Annotated in this window: 17 protein-coding genes and 1 tRNA gene; 10 read left to right on the plus strand and 8 right to left on the minus strand. The window is 66.6% G+C overall.

The window, feature by feature from the left end; all coding sequences use genetic code 11:
- Positions 1 to 81: 81 nt before the first annotated feature.
- Together SPDO_RS12225 and SPDO_RS12230 are read right to left on the minus strand one after the other, a co-directional pair.
- Positions 82 to 1,692 carry a hypothetical protein gene (locus SPDO_RS12225; RefSeq protein ID WP_088367763.1) on the minus strand — a complete coding sequence of 537 codons (1,611 nt, stop codon included), beginning with the start codon at positions 1,690 to 1,692 and terminating at the stop codon, positions 82 to 84.
- 172 nt (positions 1,693 to 1,864) lie between these two features.
- Positions 1,865 to 3,031 (minus strand): phospholipase D-like domain-containing protein, encoded by a 1,167-nt coding sequence (locus SPDO_RS12230; protein ID WP_088367764.1) that lies wholly within the window; start codon positions 3,029 to 3,031, stop codon positions 1,865 to 1,867.
- Between the two features lie 122 nt (positions 3,032 to 3,153).
- On the opposite strand from SPDO_RS12230, the gene rpoZ reads away from it, so the two are divergent.
- The 3 genes from rpoZ (at position 3,154) to SPDO_RS16845 (ending at position 4,227) form a co-directional block, all read left to right on the plus strand.
- Positions 3,154 to 3,498, plus strand: a complete 345-nt coding sequence (gene rpoZ, locus SPDO_RS12235) for a DNA-directed RNA polymerase subunit omega (protein ID WP_088332004.1) — start codon at positions 3,154 to 3,156, stop codon at positions 3,496 to 3,498.
- A gap of 318 nt (positions 3,499 to 3,816) precedes the next feature.
- Positions 3,817 to 3,996 (plus strand): DUF6980 family protein, encoded by a 180-nt coding sequence (locus SPDO_RS17385; protein ID WP_088367765.1) that lies wholly within the window; start codon positions 3,817 to 3,819, stop codon positions 3,994 to 3,996.
- A gap of 66 nt (positions 3,997 to 4,062) precedes the next feature.
- Entirely contained in the window at positions 4,063 to 4,227 is a 165-nt protein-coding gene (locus SPDO_RS16845) for a hypothetical protein (protein WP_158212194.1), read from the plus strand.
- 351 nt (positions 4,228 to 4,578) lie between these two features.
- On the opposite strand, the gene SPDO_RS12245 is transcribed toward SPDO_RS16845, so the two are convergent.
- Together SPDO_RS12245 and SPDO_RS12250 are read right to left on the minus strand one after the other, a co-directional pair.
- Complete coding sequence (locus SPDO_RS12245; RefSeq protein WP_088367766.1) at positions 4,579 to 5,259, minus strand: RlmE family RNA methyltransferase; 681 nt, start codon at positions 5,257 to 5,259, stop codon at positions 4,579 to 4,581.
- Between the two features lie 10 nt (positions 5,260 to 5,269).
- Entirely contained in the window at positions 5,270 to 6,313 is a 1,044-nt protein-coding gene (locus tag SPDO_RS12250) for a Ppx/GppA phosphatase family protein (protein WP_088367869.1), read from the minus strand.
- 180 nt (positions 6,314 to 6,493) lie between these two features.
- Between SPDO_RS12250 and SPDO_RS12255 the strand changes: the two genes are divergently transcribed.
- The 5 genes from SPDO_RS12255 (at position 6,494) to SPDO_RS12275 (ending at position 9,728) form a co-directional block, all read left to right on the plus strand.
- Positions 6,494 to 6,567, plus strand: a tRNA-Gln gene (locus SPDO_RS12255).
- Between the two features lie 132 nt (positions 6,568 to 6,699).
- Complete coding sequence (locus tag SPDO_RS12260; RefSeq protein WP_143559651.1) at positions 6,700 to 7,170, plus strand: EF-hand domain-containing protein; 471 nt, start codon at positions 6,700 to 6,702, stop codon at positions 7,168 to 7,170.
- A gap of 9 nt (positions 7,171 to 7,179) precedes the next feature.
- Entirely contained in the window at positions 7,180 to 8,316 is a 1,137-nt protein-coding gene (tgt, locus tag SPDO_RS12265) for a tRNA guanosine(34) transglycosylase Tgt (protein ID WP_088367767.1), read from the plus strand.
- Positions 8,317 to 8,318: 2 nt separating this feature from the next.
- Positions 8,319 to 8,504 (plus strand): hypothetical protein, encoded by a 186-nt coding sequence (locus SPDO_RS12270; RefSeq protein ID WP_088367768.1) that lies wholly within the window; start codon positions 8,319 to 8,321, stop codon positions 8,502 to 8,504.
- Positions 8,505 to 8,720: 216 nt separating this feature from the next.
- Entirely contained in the window at positions 8,721 to 9,728 is a 1,008-nt protein-coding gene (locus SPDO_RS12275; RefSeq protein WP_088367769.1) for a hypothetical protein, read from the plus strand.
- A 45-nt stretch (positions 9,729 to 9,773) separates the two neighbouring features.
- On the opposite strand, the gene SPDO_RS12280 is transcribed toward SPDO_RS12275, so the two are convergent.
- The 4 genes from SPDO_RS12280 to SPDO_RS12295 all read right to left on the minus strand — a co-directional run bounded on the left by SPDO_RS12280 (position 9,774) and on the right by SPDO_RS12295 (position 13,799).
- Positions 9,774 to 10,043, minus strand: a complete 270-nt coding sequence (locus SPDO_RS12280) for a hypothetical protein (RefSeq protein ID WP_088367770.1) — start codon at positions 10,041 to 10,043, stop codon at positions 9,774 to 9,776.
- Positions 10,044 to 10,578: 535 nt separating this feature from the next.
- Entirely contained in the window at positions 10,579 to 11,778 is a 1,200-nt protein-coding gene (locus tag SPDO_RS12285) for an acyl-CoA dehydrogenase family protein (RefSeq protein WP_088367771.1), read from the minus strand.
- A gap of 20 nt (positions 11,779 to 11,798) precedes the next feature.
- The gene (locus SPDO_RS12290) at positions 11,799 to 12,896 is read right to left on the minus strand and encodes an acyl-CoA dehydrogenase family protein (RefSeq protein ID WP_088367772.1); all 1,098 of its coding nucleotides are present in this window, start codon (positions 12,894 to 12,896) and stop codon (positions 11,799 to 11,801) included.
- Positions 12,897 to 13,010: 114 nt separating this feature from the next.
- A complete protein-coding gene (locus SPDO_RS12295) occupies positions 13,011 to 13,799 on the minus strand; it encodes an SDR family NAD(P)-dependent oxidoreductase (RefSeq protein WP_066777908.1) in 789 nt (262 codons plus the stop codon).
- 134 nt (positions 13,800 to 13,933) lie between these two features.
- On the opposite strand from SPDO_RS12295, the gene SPDO_RS12300 reads away from it, so the two are divergent.
- Together SPDO_RS12300 and SPDO_RS12305 are read left to right on the plus strand one after the other, a co-directional pair.
- Entirely contained in the window at positions 13,934 to 14,731 is a 798-nt protein-coding gene (locus SPDO_RS12300) for an enoyl-CoA hydratase/isomerase family protein (protein WP_245829477.1), read from the plus strand.
- Positions 14,728 to 15,501, plus strand: a complete 774-nt coding sequence (locus tag SPDO_RS12305; protein WP_088367774.1) for an SDR family NAD(P)-dependent oxidoreductase — start codon at positions 14,728 to 14,730, stop codon at positions 15,499 to 15,501. Before SPDO_RS12300 ends, SPDO_RS12305 begins: the two co-directional genes overlap by 4 nt.
- Positions 15,502 to 15,590 lie beyond the last annotated feature (89 nt).

Below are 15,590 nucleotides of genomic sequence, written 5' to 3' on the forward strand. Positions count from 1 at the left end.
GGTGAATTGGCAGGGAGCGGGCCCGCCATCGCGCGCAAGGCGCGCGGCAGGCCCGCTTTGGTCAGCAACTGCGGCCGAGGATCAGCGACCCTGGCACTGGAAGTAGACCGAGTTGAAGGTCGGCGGGCCGACGTCCTGCAGGTCCGCATTCGCCGGACGGATCGTGGTGCGCGTGTCACCCGAGCCGGCACCGGCGATCAGGTTGATGCAGGCCTGGCCCGACGCCGTCTTCACCACGCCGTTCACAAAGGCGAAGTCCGCGCCGCCACGCAGGCGGATCGCTGCCGGTGCCGAGGGAGCGGTCTGGATGAAGGTGAAGTTGGCGTAACGACCGTAGGTGCGCGGCAGCAGGTCTTCGGCACCGTTCGAGTCGATCTCGGTTGCGAACGAGTCGGCAGTTGCACCACCGGCCTTCTGCGCCGCGATGATGAACTGCATGAAGCCGCGCCAGCCGTTGTCGACGTCGAATGCGTCGTCGTCAGAGCCGGTGACCACGAAATACTTCAGGTTGGTCGTGCCGCCGAAGATCTCGATGCCGTCGTCCGCCGAATTGTGGCTCTGCACGTGATCGATCGTCGTGCCGCTGCCGGTGCCGCCCAGCGTCAGGCCCTGCAGCTCGTTGCCTTCGCTGATCGCGATGCCGGTGTAGCGGATCTGCACATATTGCAGGTTGCCCGAGTTATCGGCCTGGTTGGTGCCACCGTAGAAGCGGCCCGGAACGCCCTCGATCGGCGCCTGGCAGGTCGGGCTGGTGCCAGCCGCATTGTTCGGGCCGGTGCCCGCTGCGCAGACCGCGGTCGGTGCACGGCCCAGCAGGATCAAACCGCCCCACTGGCCTTGGGTCGAATCCGACACGCCGTTGTTGCTCAGGTTCTGCTGCGAGGTGAAGATGATCGGGGCGGCGGCGGTGCCGACCGCGTTGATGCGGCTGCCGCGGTTCACCAGGAGCAGGTCGTTCGACGCTTCGCTCGAGTCGGCGGCGAGCACGACGCCCGGCTCGATCGTCAGCGTCACGCCCGAGTCGGCGCCGGTCGAGCCGACATCGACACCCACTTCGGTCTGGCCGCGGAAGCGGTAGAACACGCCGGCGATCTTCGGCAGCGTCAGGCTGGCGCCGATCACCGCCGGCAGGCGGCAGGCGCGGAAGGTGGCAACGATGCCGTCGTCGGTCGTGCCGGTCGGGCAAGCCGCGCTCGAGCCGCCCGAACCGACGTTCGGCACGGCGGTGCAGGCCGCGGTCGTGCCGCCGAAGTTCGCCGACGAGGAGTTGCAGGTCCAATCCTGGAACGACGTGTCATTGGGGCCGTTCACCGCGCCGACGAAGTTGGTCGAGGTGAAGAAGCTGCCCAGCGTCGCCGGGTTGCTCGGCGTGGTGAGCGGCGTGTTGCTCACCGGATAGATGCCGTTCAGGCCGCCGGCGCCGCTGACATTGTTGTTAGTGCCGGCGTTGACGAGGGCGAACTGCTCCTCCTGCGTGATGGTTACGCCGCTCTGGTTCGTGGCAACGGCGAACTGCGCTGCGGTGATCGGCGAAGGCGTCGGGGTGGTCGGCGTTGGCGAGGGCGCAGGAGCCGGGTTCACGATCACGTCGATGGCGCCGGCACCCGGCGATGCGACATCGTCCGCCCCGCAGGCGGCGAGCAGAAGGCAGGCGGTGCCAGCAAGAAAATGGTGGCGGCTGAAGCTGAGCATTTCTGACTCCCGTTGAGCTGATCGGTCCGTCCCCTGGACCGCGGGAGAGTCAGGCCACATGCCCGTCCCCCTTGCTCGCGGCGCTAGGCGCGGGACGTGACAGCCAAATGGAGGTTCAGAGACTCGGGCATGACGGCAATGTTGCGAAGCCGTGACAGCCTTGGCCCAATCGTTATTCGTCGATCCCGAAGTTCAGCGTGCGCGACACCACCGGGTCCGCCACGCCGACCAGCAGATAGGCGACGAACTGCTTGGCGCGCTGCCACAGCCCCGTCGCCGCCATGTAGCGCGCCATGGTGATTTCTTCCGATTGCTCGATCTCGCCATCGATATAATCGCGCACGTGCCGGGCAAACGCGGCATCGTCGATCCGCAGCATCAGCTCCAGATTGATGAACAGGCTGCGCATGTCGAAATTGGCGCTGCCGATGTGCACCGCATGGTCCACCGCATATAATTTGGTGTGCAGCTTGGTGGGCAGATATTCGAACACGCGGATGCCGCGCTTTAACAGCCCGCGATAGGTGAAGCGCGCCGCCGCGATGGTGGCGTTATTGTCCGATTTGCGCGCGGTCATCACGCGCACCGTGCGGCCCTGCCGCCCCGCCCGGTCGATTTGCCGCAACATGCTGGGGCTCGGCGTGAAATACGCCGCGATGATGTCGATCCGTTCCGCGCGCCGCATGTCGGTGCGCACCGCCCGCGCCCACGGCGACAGGCGCCGCGTCGGCCCGCCGATCAGCCAGCGCACCTCCCCTTCCCGCTCGCTCCACTGCGACAGCGCGCGATTGAGATGGCGCAGCTTGCCCTTCGGCTGTTGCACCCAATCGTGCAGCGCATCGAAATAGCCGGCGATCCGCCCCGCCGCCGGTCCCTCGACCAGCAGCCCCAGATCGCGCCACGCCTGGTCGCCGACGGTGCCGAAATAATCGTCCTCGATGTTGAAGCCGCCAACGATGATGCGCGGGCTGCCGTCCTCGGCATCGGCCAGCGCCAGCTTCTGGTGGTTGCGCAGCAGATAGCGTCGCCCCAGCCGCGGCACGAAGCGACAGACCGATATGCCGGCGGCCTCCAGTGGATCGAAAAAGCGCCGATCCGCCGCATCGTCGCTGCCGAAGCCGTCGACGATCAGCGACACGTCGACGCCGCGCCCGGCAGCCGCGATCAGGGCTTCGTTGACCCGTTTTCCCGAATGGTCGTCGGCATAGATATAATACAAGATGCGCAGCGTGCGCTTCGCACCCCCGATCAGGTCGACCAGGGCATCCAGTCGCTCCGGCCCCCTGGTCAGCAGGGTCAGCCGGTTGCCGGCAACGTCGAAAGGGCGCGCGCTGTTCATTACGCGACGATGTGAACCGAGCGGCGCAGCACCGCAAGGACCCGGCTTTCCTTGACTTGGCCGCGCCCTGCGCCTAGATCGCCTGCCCTTATCCAGCAGTAGTTTTAGCGAAGGAAGCGTCTATGGCGCGCGTCACGGTCGAGGATTGCGTCGACAAGATCCCCAACCGGTTCGATCTGGTTTTGCTCGCCGCTCAGCGCGCGCGGCAGGTGTCAGGTGGCGCCGAACTGACGATCGACCGCGATCGGGACAAGAACCCGGTCGTCGCGCTTCGCGAGATTGCGGAGCAGACGATCAAGCCCAAGGATCTGAAGGAAGCCGTGGTGCAGAGCCTGCAGCGCGTGCAGATCGACGACGAGGAAGAGGCAGACGCCGTCGGCTCGCTCGCGGCATCGGCAGAGGCGCTGCGCCTCACCGCCGCCGCCCCGCCGCGCAACCAGAACCTCGGCGCCGACTACGACGGCTGAGCGGACGCGTCAGCGACACGAAAAGGGCCGCAGCGGCAACGCTGCGGCCCTTTTCGTTTGTGAATGTGATTCAGCCGACCCGATCCGCCGTCACCGGCAAAGGGCGGCCCCGAGACGCGGAACAACGCTGGCGCACCCGTCGGCCGGAATTGGCGCTTGCATAGCTCGTCTCCGACGTCGGCCGGCACCGCCGCCTAAAGTGGCTCCAACGGTTCAATGCCGACCTGAACGTCCGGTTTTGGGAGGAAAGCGGACGTTGCTTACGATGTCTCGTAAGCGCCATACAACGGCATGATCCCAACACCATGCTGCACGCGAATGGCTGACGACTTAAACCGAAGCTGTGCCGTCCACAGCGATCGGTTAGATTGCCCGGATAGCTTCGTGACGGAAATGAACGGTGGCTATGGCCTTATGGTTCATGACGGCGGTTGCAGCGCAATCGAGATCGGCTTTTGTCCTTGGTGTGGCGCAAGCCTGCCGCCGATGGTCCGCTGATGGGAGGTTTGCGGCCTTTCGCCCGAGCGGTAGCATGCGACCATAAATGACGATCCGACAGCGGCGGTGCTGCATCTTCTCGTTGACGTGCAAGGCGTGCCAGCCCGCAAGGCGACGCTAGACGCCCGCATTGTGCATGACCTTGGCGTCGACGGCGACGACGCAGCCGAACTATTCGACGAGCTTCACAAGCGGTTCGGCACCGACTTTGGTCCGGTTGAATGTCAGTAGCGTGAGTTTTTCAGCACGGAGGGTGCAAGCCCACGCGCTACGCTGTTCGGTATTGTCGCGACGATCGTATTCGGTGCGATCGCCGGGGTCATATCGGTGTTTTTGCAATGGCCGAAGCTGGCAGCAGTTCCGCTGGCTCTTATTCTCTTGGTGGCTTGCTCATGGCTGCTAGCCCGTTGGTTCGGTAGAGAGTTGCGGCCGCTTACCGTTAGAGGATTAGCCCAGATCGTTGAGGCGGGCCGTTGGCCCGATGATCCTAGCAATGTCCGCTAATGGGGCGGAACCGGACATCCAAATCTGCTCGCGTGGCCTAGAGTTCTAGGTGACATCCTACCCGCCCAATGCCGCAGATCAGTCGTCGATCCCGCCCTGCGCACGCCCCTTGAAACCCTGCGCCACCACGAACCATTCCACCGATCCCTTGCGGCTCGACGGCGGCTTGGCATGTTTTACCGTAGCGAAGTTGCGCTTCAGCAGCGCCACCAGCGTCGAATCGGCGCCGCCGGCAAACACCTTGGCGACGAAGGTGCCGCCCGGCCGCAGCACGGAAATCGCGAAATCGCTCGCCGCTTCGACCAGCGCCATGGTGCGCAGCGCGTCCGTCTGCGGATGCCCCACCGTGTTTGCCGCCATGTCGGACAGCACGACGTCGGGTGCGCCGCCTAGCTCCTCGATCAGCCGCTCGGGCGCTTCGTCCGCCATGAAGTCCATCTGCAGGATCGTCACGCCGTCCAGCGGATCGACCGGCAACAGGTCGATGCCCACCACCGCGCTGCCCGGCAGCTTGCGGCGCACTACCTGGCTCCACCCGCCCGGCGCCATGCCCAGATCGACGATCCGCTTGGCGCCGCGCAGGAACTCGAACCGTTCGTCCAGCTCGATCAGCTTGTACGCCGCGCGGCTGCGATAGCCTTCGGCCTTCGCGCGCTTGACGTACGGATCGTTCAGCTGCCGCTCCAGCCAGCGCGTCGATTGCGCCGTACGGCCTCGCGCGGTCTTCACCCGCGTGCGCAGGCCACCCCCGCCCCTCATGCTGCGTTCCTCATGCTGCGCTCGCCATCAGGCGGCGTAGGATACCCTCGCGAATGCCGCGATCCGCCACGCCCAGCCGCTCGGCCGGCCACAGGTCGAGGATCGTCTCCAGGATCGCACAGCCCGCCACCACCAGGTCCGCGCGCTCGCGCCCGATGCACGGCAGCTTTGCCCGATCGGCGATCGACAGATGCGCGAGCCGCTGGCTGATCGCGCGCATCGATGCGGCGGGCGCGATCAGCCCGTCGACCTGCGCGCGGTCGTAGCGGTCGAGCTCCAGATGCACGCTCGCCAACGTCGTCACCGTGCCCGACGTGCCCAGCAACCGCCGCGGCCCGTCGAACTTCGGCAGCCGCGCGGCGAACGGCGCAAAGCTCTCGCGCACCAGGATGCGCATCCGCTCATAGGCCGAGGCCAGCCCCGCCGGTCCTTCGCCACCGCCCGCACTTTCCGTCAGCGACACCACGCCCCAGGGCGCGGAATGCCAGTCGATCACCGTCGGCACGGTGGTCGACGTGTCGATCAGCACCAGCTCGGTCGAGCCGCCCCCGATGTCGAAGACGAGCGCCGGCGCATTGCCAGGCTCCAGCAGCACGTGGCAGCCAAGCACGGCCAACCGCGCCTCTTCTTCGGCCGAGATCACGTCGAGGTGGATGCCCGTCTCCTGATAGGCGCGTTCGATGAAGGCCGCGCCGTTGCTGGCGCGGCGGCACGCCTCGGTAGCGACCGACCGCGCGAGTGTCACGTTGCGCCGCTTCAGCTTGTCGGCGCAGATTCGCAGCGCGCCGATCGTCCGCTCCACCGCCGCGTCGGACAGCTTGCCGCTGGTCGCCAGCCCCTCGCCCAGCCGCACGATGCGCGAAAAGGCGTCGACCACCGCAAAGCCATCGCCCTGCGGCCGTGCGATCAGCAGCCTGCAATTGTTGGTGCCGAGATCCAGCGCGGCGTAATGACGCGCGAAATGCTGGCGAAAGGGGGCTTTTTGCGAGCCCTCGCTTGCCGGACGGGCGCGGCGATCGCGCCGGTACGGCAGGTCGGCGTGATGATGCGCCACGTGCCGTGATTCTTTCTTCTTTTCTTCCGTCACGGGATGGTCCCGCTCGGTGCTTGAAAGCGAAGCTAGCGTGCGCGGCACCCCTCTGCAACCCGCCACCGCAAACAGGCGCTTGACCTTCTCAAATCGCGCGATTAGAGCCACCGACCTGTCGCCGCTTCACCGCTGCGACGCGGCTGTTGCCCGATCCTCTAATGGTAAGAGAGCGGACTCTGACTCCGTCAATCAAGGTTCGAGTCCTTGTCGGGCATCCAGCACCACCACAATCACATCGCTGCCTTTTCAGCAGCTTGCGTCATCAGCGCAGCTTAGGTTGTGCCGCGGTTAGCCATTGACGCACCCGCCCCGGTGCCGCGATGGCACGGCTTTCGTGATAGTGGCGTACCATGCTGATCCTCTCCCTTCTTCTCCAGGCCGCTCCGATCGAGGTCACCGGCCCGCGCCCCGGCGCCGCCCAGCCGCCCGCCACCATGGCCTATGAGCCGGCTGCGTTGCTGATCGCGACCTTCGACGCGGACGGCGACGCGCGCGTCACGCGTGAGGAGATGGAAGACGGTCTCATCGCCGCGTTCAACACCATCGACACGGCCAAGGCCGGCACGCTCGGCTACCTCGCCTTTGCCGATTGGGCCGAGCGGTTCCTGGGCGATCGCAACGCGCTGCCCAGCCCGTTCGAAGTGGATCGCGACGGCGACAATCGCGTATCGCTCCGCGAGCTCCAGACGCGCTTTTCCGAATATTTCACCCGCTACGATCGCGACAAGGACGGGCTCCTCACCCGCGCCGAGCTCCTGACCATTCGTGCCCGCGTCTTTGGTGACGACGGCCCACCCAAAGACGGAAAGAAGCGGAAGTAAGCCCCTCGAATGACCAGTCGTTTCGCCTTCACCATCGCCGCCACCGACGGCGCCGCCCGCACCGGCAGCATCGCCATGCAGCGCGGCACCATCCGCACGCCCGCCTTCATGCCCGTCGGCACCGCCGCTACCGTCAAGGCGATGAAGCCCGCCGACGTGGAGGCTGCCGGCGCGGACATTATCCTCGGCAACACCTACCACCTGATGCTCCGCCCCGGCGCCGAGCGGGTCGCGCGCCTCGGCGGGCTCCACCGCTTCATGGGCTGGGACAAGCCGATCCTCACCGATTCGGGCGGCTATCAGGTGATGAGCCTGTCGGATCTCACCAAGCGATCCGAAGAAGGCATCACCTTCAAATCGCATCTCGACGGCACGCGCCACTTGCTCAGCCCCGAACGCTCGATCGAGATCCAGCGGCTGCTCGGCTCCAACATCATCATGGCGTTCGACGAACTGGTGCCGACCACGTCGACGCGCGAGGTGCAGGCCGCCGCGATGGAGCGCTCGATGCGCTGGGCGAAGCGCTCACGCGACGCCTTCGACGGTGGCGGCGACCATGCCGCCAACAACGCCATCTTCGGCATCCAGCAGGGCGCACTCGACGAGGGGTTCCGCAAGGCCAGCGCCGACGCGCTGATCGACATCGGCTTCGACGGCTATGCCATCGGCGGCCTTGCCGTCGGCGAAGGGCAGGAGGCGATGTTCGGCTGCCTCGATTTCGCCCCCGGCCAACTCCCCGCAGACAAGCCACGCTACCTCATGGGCGTCGGCAAGCCCGACGACATCGTCGGCGCGGTCGAGCGCGGCGTCGACATGTTCGATTGCGTGCTGCCGACGCGCTCCGGCCGCACCGGCCAGGCGTTCACCCGCACCGGCCCAATCAACATCCGCAACGCACGCTTCAACGAGGATCAGGGCCCGCTCGATCCCGAATGCACCTGCCCCACCTGCACCACCTGGAGCCGCGCGTACCTGCATCATCTGGTCCGCGCGGGTGAGATCCTCGGCGCGATGCTGATGACCGAGCACAACATCTTCTTCTACGAAATGCTGATGGCCGACCTGCGCGCCGCGATCGCCGAGCGGCGGCTCAAAGCCTTTGCCGATGCGTTCCGGTCGCGATACCAGCGCGGCAAAGGAGAGTAAGCGTGTCCGACCAACCCAATGAGATCCTCGCCGCCGCTGCCGCCGCTAAGCAGCACAAGGACGCCGCCAAGGGCGCGGAAAAGGACCGCAAGACCCGCGGATGGAACCTCGGCAAGATCGGCCTGGGCGTCGGCATCGGCTCCGCCGCGGTCGCGGCTGCGGTGCTGTTCACGCGAAAGAAGGACTGAGCGCGCGCATTGTGGTCGCGGCCTGAGGACGCACCACGATCGCCACGCTGTGAACGGCTCAAGGTCGCGCTCGCGCCCAACCCGGCCGTCGCAGCCCTTGTCGCTCCAAAACCGGCGCGCGCCGCTGGGATCGCACAGCCCGAAGGCGTAGAGTTTCGGACGGCGCGGCGCGACTCCGGCATCTCTGATCGCCCCGCATGCTTGAGGGGGCTTTCGATGACTGCGCAATCCCGCATCAGCCATTCCCGCATCGATCCGGCGCGACGGGCGCTCGCGGCGACGATCCTTTCCATCATCGTCATGGCGCTGGCAGGCTGGGCGGTGCGTACCCCGCTCGCCGCCGCTTATCCGCTCGCCGCTCTGCTGCTGTTCACCTGGATCGCGGCGGATACGCTGACGCTCGCCCTGATCGCGCGCGCACCCGGCCGGCGGCCACCAGCGCGCGCCGTGCTCGGGGCGCTTGCCGGCGCCAGTGTTGTAGTCGCGCTCGGCACACCCGCGCCGCTGCGCGCCGCCCTGATCGAAACACCACTTCTCGCCGCGTCCATGATCGCCTTGATCGTCGCGCATGTCGGCTGGGCGACGCACCGCGCTCGCCGCGCGCTTCACCGCACCACCGGCAGCGCCGCCGATCGCTGGCAACGCGCGCTGGCCGAGATATTCCCGCCCGCGCTGGTGCGGCTCGCCGCTGCCGAACTGACCATGCTCCACATGGCGCTGTTCCGCTGGGGTGGGCCGGCGGACGTGCCGGCCGACGCGCGCGCCTTTGGCTATCACAAGCATCTGACGCCGATGTGCGCGGCGCTGCTGATCCTCTCCGCGATCGAGATCGCGGTCTATCACCTGCTCGTCGGCCATTGGAGCCGCACCGCCGCCATCGTGATGTTCGTGCTGAGCGACCTCGGCTTCGTCTATCTGATCGGCCTGGTGAAATCCTTCCGCTTCCGCCCGGTCCTGCTGACGCCCGATGGGGTGCAGGTGCGCGGCGGCCTTCTGATCGACCAGGCGGTGCCGCTCGACGCCATCGCCAGCATCGAAATGGGCTTCACCGGCGAGGACATACGCGATCCCATGACGCTCAACGCCGCTTTGCTCGCCTGGCCCAACGTCCTCCTCCGGCTCAACCGTCCGATCGCACGCACCGCACGATGGCGCACGCGCCGCTACACCGCGATTGCCTTCCGCCTCGACGATCCCGCGCCGTTCGTCCGGCTCCTGAAGTAGCGGGTGGGACAGAGCGCCGATTGAGCGCTTCCGAGGTATGCGGCCCTACGGCCGCGCAGCCGCTCGCATCTCACGAATGACGCGTGGAATGCCAATCACCACCATCGCGCCACCCACAACCAGGCACATTATTCTAAAGTAATTTGCGGCGGCACGCGGCACGGGCACCGTGACCAAAGGGGACAAGATCAGGCCCGTTGCCACAACCAGTGCAAGCCGCCACCAGTTCGTCTCGAAGCGCCGCGTCAGCCACGGCTCCAGCAACGGCACGGCGAACAGCAGCGCGATCGCGATCTCGCCCGAGAGGTCGTCCATCCAGCTAAGCTACCGCCTGCCCTCGAGATGACAATCACCGCGCCATGGTCCCAGCCGCAGCCGGACAAGCGAAGTGAGCGCACGCCCATCAAACTATCCGCCGCCCCGGCGAAGGCCAGGGCCCAGTTGCGGAACAAGGCTGGCATGCACGCCAATTATTGCGGACGCTTTCGTAACCGGACGGCGGCCTCTGCGAAACGCACGTGAGGCCCTACAGATTGCGTCATCCCGGCCTTGTGCCGGGATCCACTATTCCGCAAATTCAATCACAAAGAGTTTGCGGCACCGTGGATGCCGGGACTAGCCCGGCATGACGCGACGCGTTTGGCATAGGTCTCGCCGAAGGCGGCACGATATTCCCAGGTGCCAGGGTCGGTCGGATCTCAACAGCGTGCCGCTAAGGTAGCGCTGATTGAGGCAGTACGCATTTGCGCCGCAATCTCCACGCGACGTCCCGCCGCAAACAAGCTCAACCGCCCGCACCGATCAGCAGCGACCACCCCCCGCATCGCGAGAGGCAGTCGCCACCCGACGATCAGCCCACCAGATCCTTGAACGCCGCATCCTTGTCCGTCCGGATCTCGCCCGGCAGGCCAAGCACGCGCTCGGCGATGATGTTCTTCAGGATCTCGTCGGTACCGCCGGCAATGCGCAGGCCCGGCGCGCTCATCACCGATGCCTGGAACATGCCCTTGAGCGGCAGCAGCGCCGGATCGTTGATGATCCCATACTGATCCTCCGCCTCGACCGCAGCATTGCCCAGGTCCTGAAGCACGTTGGCGGCAATGATCTTGCCGATCGAGCTTTCCGGCCCCGGCGTCTGCCCACGACTCAGCGCCGTCATCGTGCGCATCCGCGTGTTCTTCAGCCCCTCGGACTGGACGTACCAGTCGGCCAGCCGCTGACGGAACGCCGAATCCTTCACCAGCGGGCCGTCCGCCGCGTCGAGGTCCTTGGCCAGCGCCAGGATCTCCTTCGGACTCGCGCCGCTCGCCCCGCCGACCGCCAGCCGCTCGTTCATCAGCGTGACCAGCGCGACCTTCCAGCCGTCGTCCACCGCACCCAGCCGCTGCGAATCGGGAATGCGAACGTCGGTGAAATACACCTCGTTGAAGTTCGACCCGCCCGACATCTGGTGGATCGGCCGGATCTCGACGCCCGGCGATTTCAGGTCGAGCCAGAACATCGTCAGGCCCTTGTGCTTGGGCACGTCCGGATTCGTTCGGACGAGGACAATGCCATAGTCCGAATAATGCGCCCCGGAGGTCCAAACCTTCTGGCCGTTCACCACCCAATCGTCGCCGTCCCGCACCGCACGGGTGCGGATCGCCGCCACGTCCGAGCCGCCGGCTGGTTCGGAGAACAGCTGCGACCAGATCTCCTCGCCGCGCAGCGCCGGGCCGACGAAGCGCTTCTTCGTCTCGTCGTTGGCGAACGCCATCACCGTCGGCACGCACATGCCAAGACCGATGGTGAAATAGCCGTATTGCACCGGGAACTTTGCCTCTTCCTGGCTGAAAATCACCGACTGGATCGGCGTGCCGCCAGCCCCGCCCCATTCCTTGGGCCAGGTGATCTGCGCATAGCCGGCCTCGGCCTTGCGCTTCTGCCACGCCTTGCCGGCCGCCATGTCGTCGGCGTGGTTCTGCGCCTTGTGCTCGGCGGCGTTCTTTTCCAGCCAGCTGCGCGCGGTGGCGCGATACTCGGCTTCTTCGGGGGAATCGTTGAAGTCCATCTCGCTATCCTCTCAAAAGCTCAGGCGGCGTTCTTCATCTCGAGCTGGCTCACCAGCCGCTCGCGCCACGTCGCCGGCGCACCCGCCACCAGCGAAAGCTGCCGCGAGCGACGATAATAAAGCTGCGGATCGGCCTCCCAGGTGAAGCCGATGCCGCCGTGCGTCTGGATGTTCTCCTTGGAGGCGAACCAGAACGCCTCGCTCGCCGCGACGCGTGCCGTGGCCGCCGCCAGCGGCAGCTCGCCCGCATCGGTGTTGAGCGCCCAGGCGCCGTAATAGGCGTTGGAGCGCGCAATCTCGTTCTTGACGTACATGTCGGCCAGCTTGTGCTTGATCGCCTGATAGCCGCCGATCACCCGGCCGAATGCCTGTCGGTCGAGCGCATAGGCCTTGGCCATCTCCAGGCTCTTGTCGGCGCCGCCGACCTGCTCGAACGCCAGCAGGATCGCCGCGCGGTCGAACACCGCCTGCATCGCCGCAATCCCGTCCTCGTCGCCCAGCCGCTCGGCTGGCGCGCCCGAGAAGGTGAGCTTCGCCGCCGACCGCGTCGGATCGAGCGTCGTCAGCACCTCGGCCGACACGCCCTCGCCCTTCTCGACCAGGTACAGCCCGTCCTTCGCCAGCACGACGATCAGGTCGGCGACATCGCCGTCGGTCACCGGGATCTTCTCGCCAGACAATTTTCCGCCCGCCACCGTCGTGCCGATCGAGCGCGCCGTCACCGGCCCCTTGCCCTCGGCCGTCGCAAAGGCGCCGATCACCTCGCCGGCTGCGATCTTCGGCAGCCACTTCGCCTTCTGCTCCTGCGAGCCGAACTTCATCAGCGCCTCGGCGACGAAATAGACGGTCGAGGCGAACGGGATCGGCGCGCACGCACGGCCCAGCTCCTCCGCCAGCGCGCACAGCTCGACATGGCCGAGCCCCAGCCCGCCGAACTCCTCGGGGATCGCCGCGCCCAGCCAGCCCTGCTCGGCGACGCCCTTCCACAGCGCCTCGTCATAGGCACGGTCGTCATGGTCGAGCACGCCGCGTACCACCTTGGCGTCGCACTTCGCGGCGAGGAACTTGCGCGCCTCGTCCTTCAGCATCTTCTGGTCGTCGGAATAATCGAAGTTCACAACAAATCTCCCTCTCCCCTTCAGGGGAGAGGGTCGGGGAGAGGGGCTGTCATAAGCCGCCTTTCCCTGCCCCTCTCCCCAGCCCTCTCCCCGCAAGCGGGGAGAGGGAGTTTATCACCGCGGCTGCATCCGGATCGCGCCGTCGAGCCGCACGTCCTCGCCGTTGAAATAACCGTTGCGCAGCATCTCAACCGCCAGCGCGGCATATTCCTCCGCGGCGCCGAGCCGCTTGGGGAACGGCACCATGGCCGACAGCGCGGCCTTCACCTGCGGCTTCGCACGCGCCAGCAGCGGCGTGTCGAAGATGCCCGGCAGGATCGTGTTGCACCGCACGCCTTCGCTCGACAGGTCGCGCGCGACGTTCAGCGTCATGCCGATCACGCCGGCCTTGGCGGAGGCATAGGCGACCTGCCCCATCTGCCCTTCCTCGCCCGCCACGCTGGCGGTGTTGACGATCGCGCCGCGATCCCCGTCCTCGGTCGGGTCCAGCGTCATCATGCCCGCAACCGATCCGACGATGCAGCGGAACGAACCGACGAGGTTCAGCTCCAGCGTCTTTTGGAAATTCTCGATCGGATACGGAACGATCGATCCATCCTCCTTCGACCGCGCGACCGTCTTGTTCGGCCCGCCAAAGCCGCCGCCGGCGCAATTCACCAGCGCGCGCTCCTGCCCGTTGGCGGCGCGCGCCTTGGCGAAGCCGGCATCCACCGACGCCTGATCCATCACGTCGACTTCGCAGAACACCGCGCCGATCTCCTCGGCGACGCCCGGCCCGATCTCGGCATTCTTGTCGAACAGGGCGACCTTCACGCCATGCGCGCGCAGCGCCTTGGCGGTGGCCAGCCCCAGCCCCGAGGCACCCCCGGTGATAACCGCAGCAATATCCGGTCCGAGCTTCACGCCCCTCTCCCCTACATCCTTGGCGGCAACCCCATCGGTTGTCCGCGATTGCAGGATAACTTTAGTTATGTAGGATGCGCCGTCAACAGATCAGTGCAACATGCACCAAGGGGAGAGGCACCGTGGAATATGAGATGATCTCGGTCGAGCGCCGGGGCGAAGTCGATTGGGTGACGATGAACCGCCCGCACGTCCTGAACGCGCTGAACGACCGCCACGTCGAGGAACTGAGCCATTATTTCGGCGCGCTGCACAAGGATCGCGACTGCCGCGTCGTGGTGCTGAAGGGCGCCGGCCGTGCCTATTGCGCCGGGCTCGACCTGCAGGAGGGCGGCCGCGCCGAATTCGACACGATCGATCGCCTCGCCCACCAGCGCTCGATCGCCGAGATCGTGATGAAGATGCGCTATTGCCCGCAACCGATCATCAGCCTTGTCCACGGCCCGGCCTGCGGCGGCGGCTTCGCGATGGCACTGGCGTCGGACATCCGCATCGCCGGCGAATCGGTCCGCATGAACGCCGCCTTCATCCGCATCGGCCTGTCCGCCTGCGACATCGGCGTCAGCTACTTTCTCCCCCGCCTCGTCGGCGCGAGCGTGGCGGCCGAATTCATGCTCACCGGCAATTTCATCACCGCCGATCGGGCGCTCGCCACTGGCCTCGTCAGCCGCGTCGTGCCCGATGACCAGATGGAGGAAGTCGCCGCGCCGCTGATCGAGCAGATGCTCACCACCTCGCCGATGGGCCTGCGCCTCACCAAGGAGTGCCTGCGCATGTCGATCGACGCGCCCAGCCTTGAGGCGGCGGTGGCGATGGAGGATCGCAACCAGATCCTGTGCGCCACCGCACCCGATTTCGGCGAAGGCATCAAGGCGTTCTTCGAGAAGCGCCGGCCCGATTATTCCAAGAAGAACAAGGAGCAGGCTGCATGAGCGGGGGATTGGAAGGACGCGTCGCGCTGATAACCGGCGGCAGCCGCGGCATCGGGCGCGAGATCGCGCTGCGCCTCGCGCGCGACGGCGCCGACGTCGCGGTCAACTACCGCCGCGATGCCGAGGCCGCCGATGAGGTCGTGCGCGAGATCGAGGGCCTGGGTCGCCGCGCCAAGGCCTATGCCGCCTCCGTCGACCGGTTCGAGGATTGCGCGGCGATGGTCGAGGCCGTCGTCGCCGACTTCGGCGGCATCGACATCCTCGTCAACAACGCCGGCATCGCCAGCCGCGGGCAGAGCGTCGCCGATACCGACCCGGCCGAGTTCGAGCGTGTCATGCGCACGCACTGCTTCGCCCCGCATTACATGTCGAAGCTCGTCCTTCCCTCGATGCGGACACGCGCAAAGGAAAAGGGCCGCGGCGACATCATCATGATCTCCAGCGTCGCGACGCTCTACCACGCCCCCAACGGCGCCCCCTATTCGATGGGCAAGGCCGCCGCCGAGGCGCTGGCGCTGGTGCTGTCGAAGGAGGAACGCGGCAACAACATCCGCACCAACATCGTCGCCCCGGGCCTCACCGTCACCGACATGGGCGAGCGACTGGCCAAGGCCACCCGCGGCGTCGCCGACATCCACGATCTCGCGGCGCAATCACCCTTCGGCCGCGTCTCCACCCCGGCGGACGTCGCCGCGGCGGTGGCGTATTTCGTCTCGGCCGACGGCGAATATGCCAATGGGCAGAAGATCAACCTGCACGGCGGCGGATAAGCCAGCACCCGTCATCCCGGCGCGGGGCCGGGATGACGGCTGTTGATTGGCAAACGGCCGCACCAAAAACCACCGTCATGCCGGGCTCG

It is taken from the genome of Sphingomonas dokdonensis (assembly GCF_002197685.1).
Taxonomy (GTDB): domain Bacteria; phylum Pseudomonadota; class Alphaproteobacteria; order Sphingomonadales; family Sphingomonadaceae; genus Sphingomonas; species Sphingomonas dokdonensis.

Excerpts from the sequence above, each read along its gene's own strand:
- SPDO_RS12225 (WP_088367763.1), bottom strand. The coding sequence starts at position 1,692 with ATGCTCAGCTTCAGCCGCCACCATTTTCTTGCTGGCACCGCCTGCCTT.
- SPDO_RS12230 (WP_088367764.1), bottom strand. The coding sequence starts at position 3,031 with ATGAACAGCGCGCGCCCTTTCGACGTTGCCGGCAACCGGCTGACCCTG.
- rpoZ (WP_088332004.1), top strand. The coding sequence starts at position 3,154 with ATGGCGCGCGTCACGGTCGAGGATTGCGTCGACAAGATCCCCAACCGG.
- SPDO_RS17385 (WP_088367765.1), top strand. The coding sequence starts at position 3,817 with ATGGCTGACGACTTAAACCGAAGCTGTGCCGTCCACAGCGATCGGTTA.
- SPDO_RS12245 (WP_088367766.1), bottom strand. The coding sequence starts at position 5,259 with ATGAGGGGCGGGGGTGGCCTGCGCACGCGGGTGAAGACCGCGCGAGGC.
- SPDO_RS12260 (WP_143559651.1), top strand. The coding sequence starts at position 6,700 with ATGCTGATCCTCTCCCTTCTTCTCCAGGCCGCTCCGATCGAGGTCACC.
- tgt (WP_088367767.1), top strand. The coding sequence starts at position 7,180 with ATGACCAGTCGTTTCGCCTTCACCATCGCCGCCACCGACGGCGCCGCC.
- SPDO_RS12275 (WP_088367769.1), top strand. The coding sequence starts at position 8,721 with ATGACTGCGCAATCCCGCATCAGCCATTCCCGCATCGATCCGGCGCGA.
- SPDO_RS12280 (WP_088367770.1), bottom strand. The coding sequence starts at position 10,043 with ATGGACGACCTCTCGGGCGAGATCGCGATCGCGCTGCTGTTCGCCGTG.
- SPDO_RS12285 (WP_088367771.1), bottom strand. The coding sequence starts at position 11,778 with ATGGACTTCAACGATTCCCCCGAAGAAGCCGAGTATCGCGCCACCGCG.
- SPDO_RS12300 (WP_245829477.1), top strand. The coding sequence starts at position 13,934 with ATGATCTCGGTCGAGCGCCGGGGCGAAGTCGATTGGGTGACGATGAAC.
- SPDO_RS12305 (WP_088367774.1), top strand. The coding sequence starts at position 14,728 with ATGAGCGGGGGATTGGAAGGACGCGTCGCGCTGATAACCGGCGGCAGC.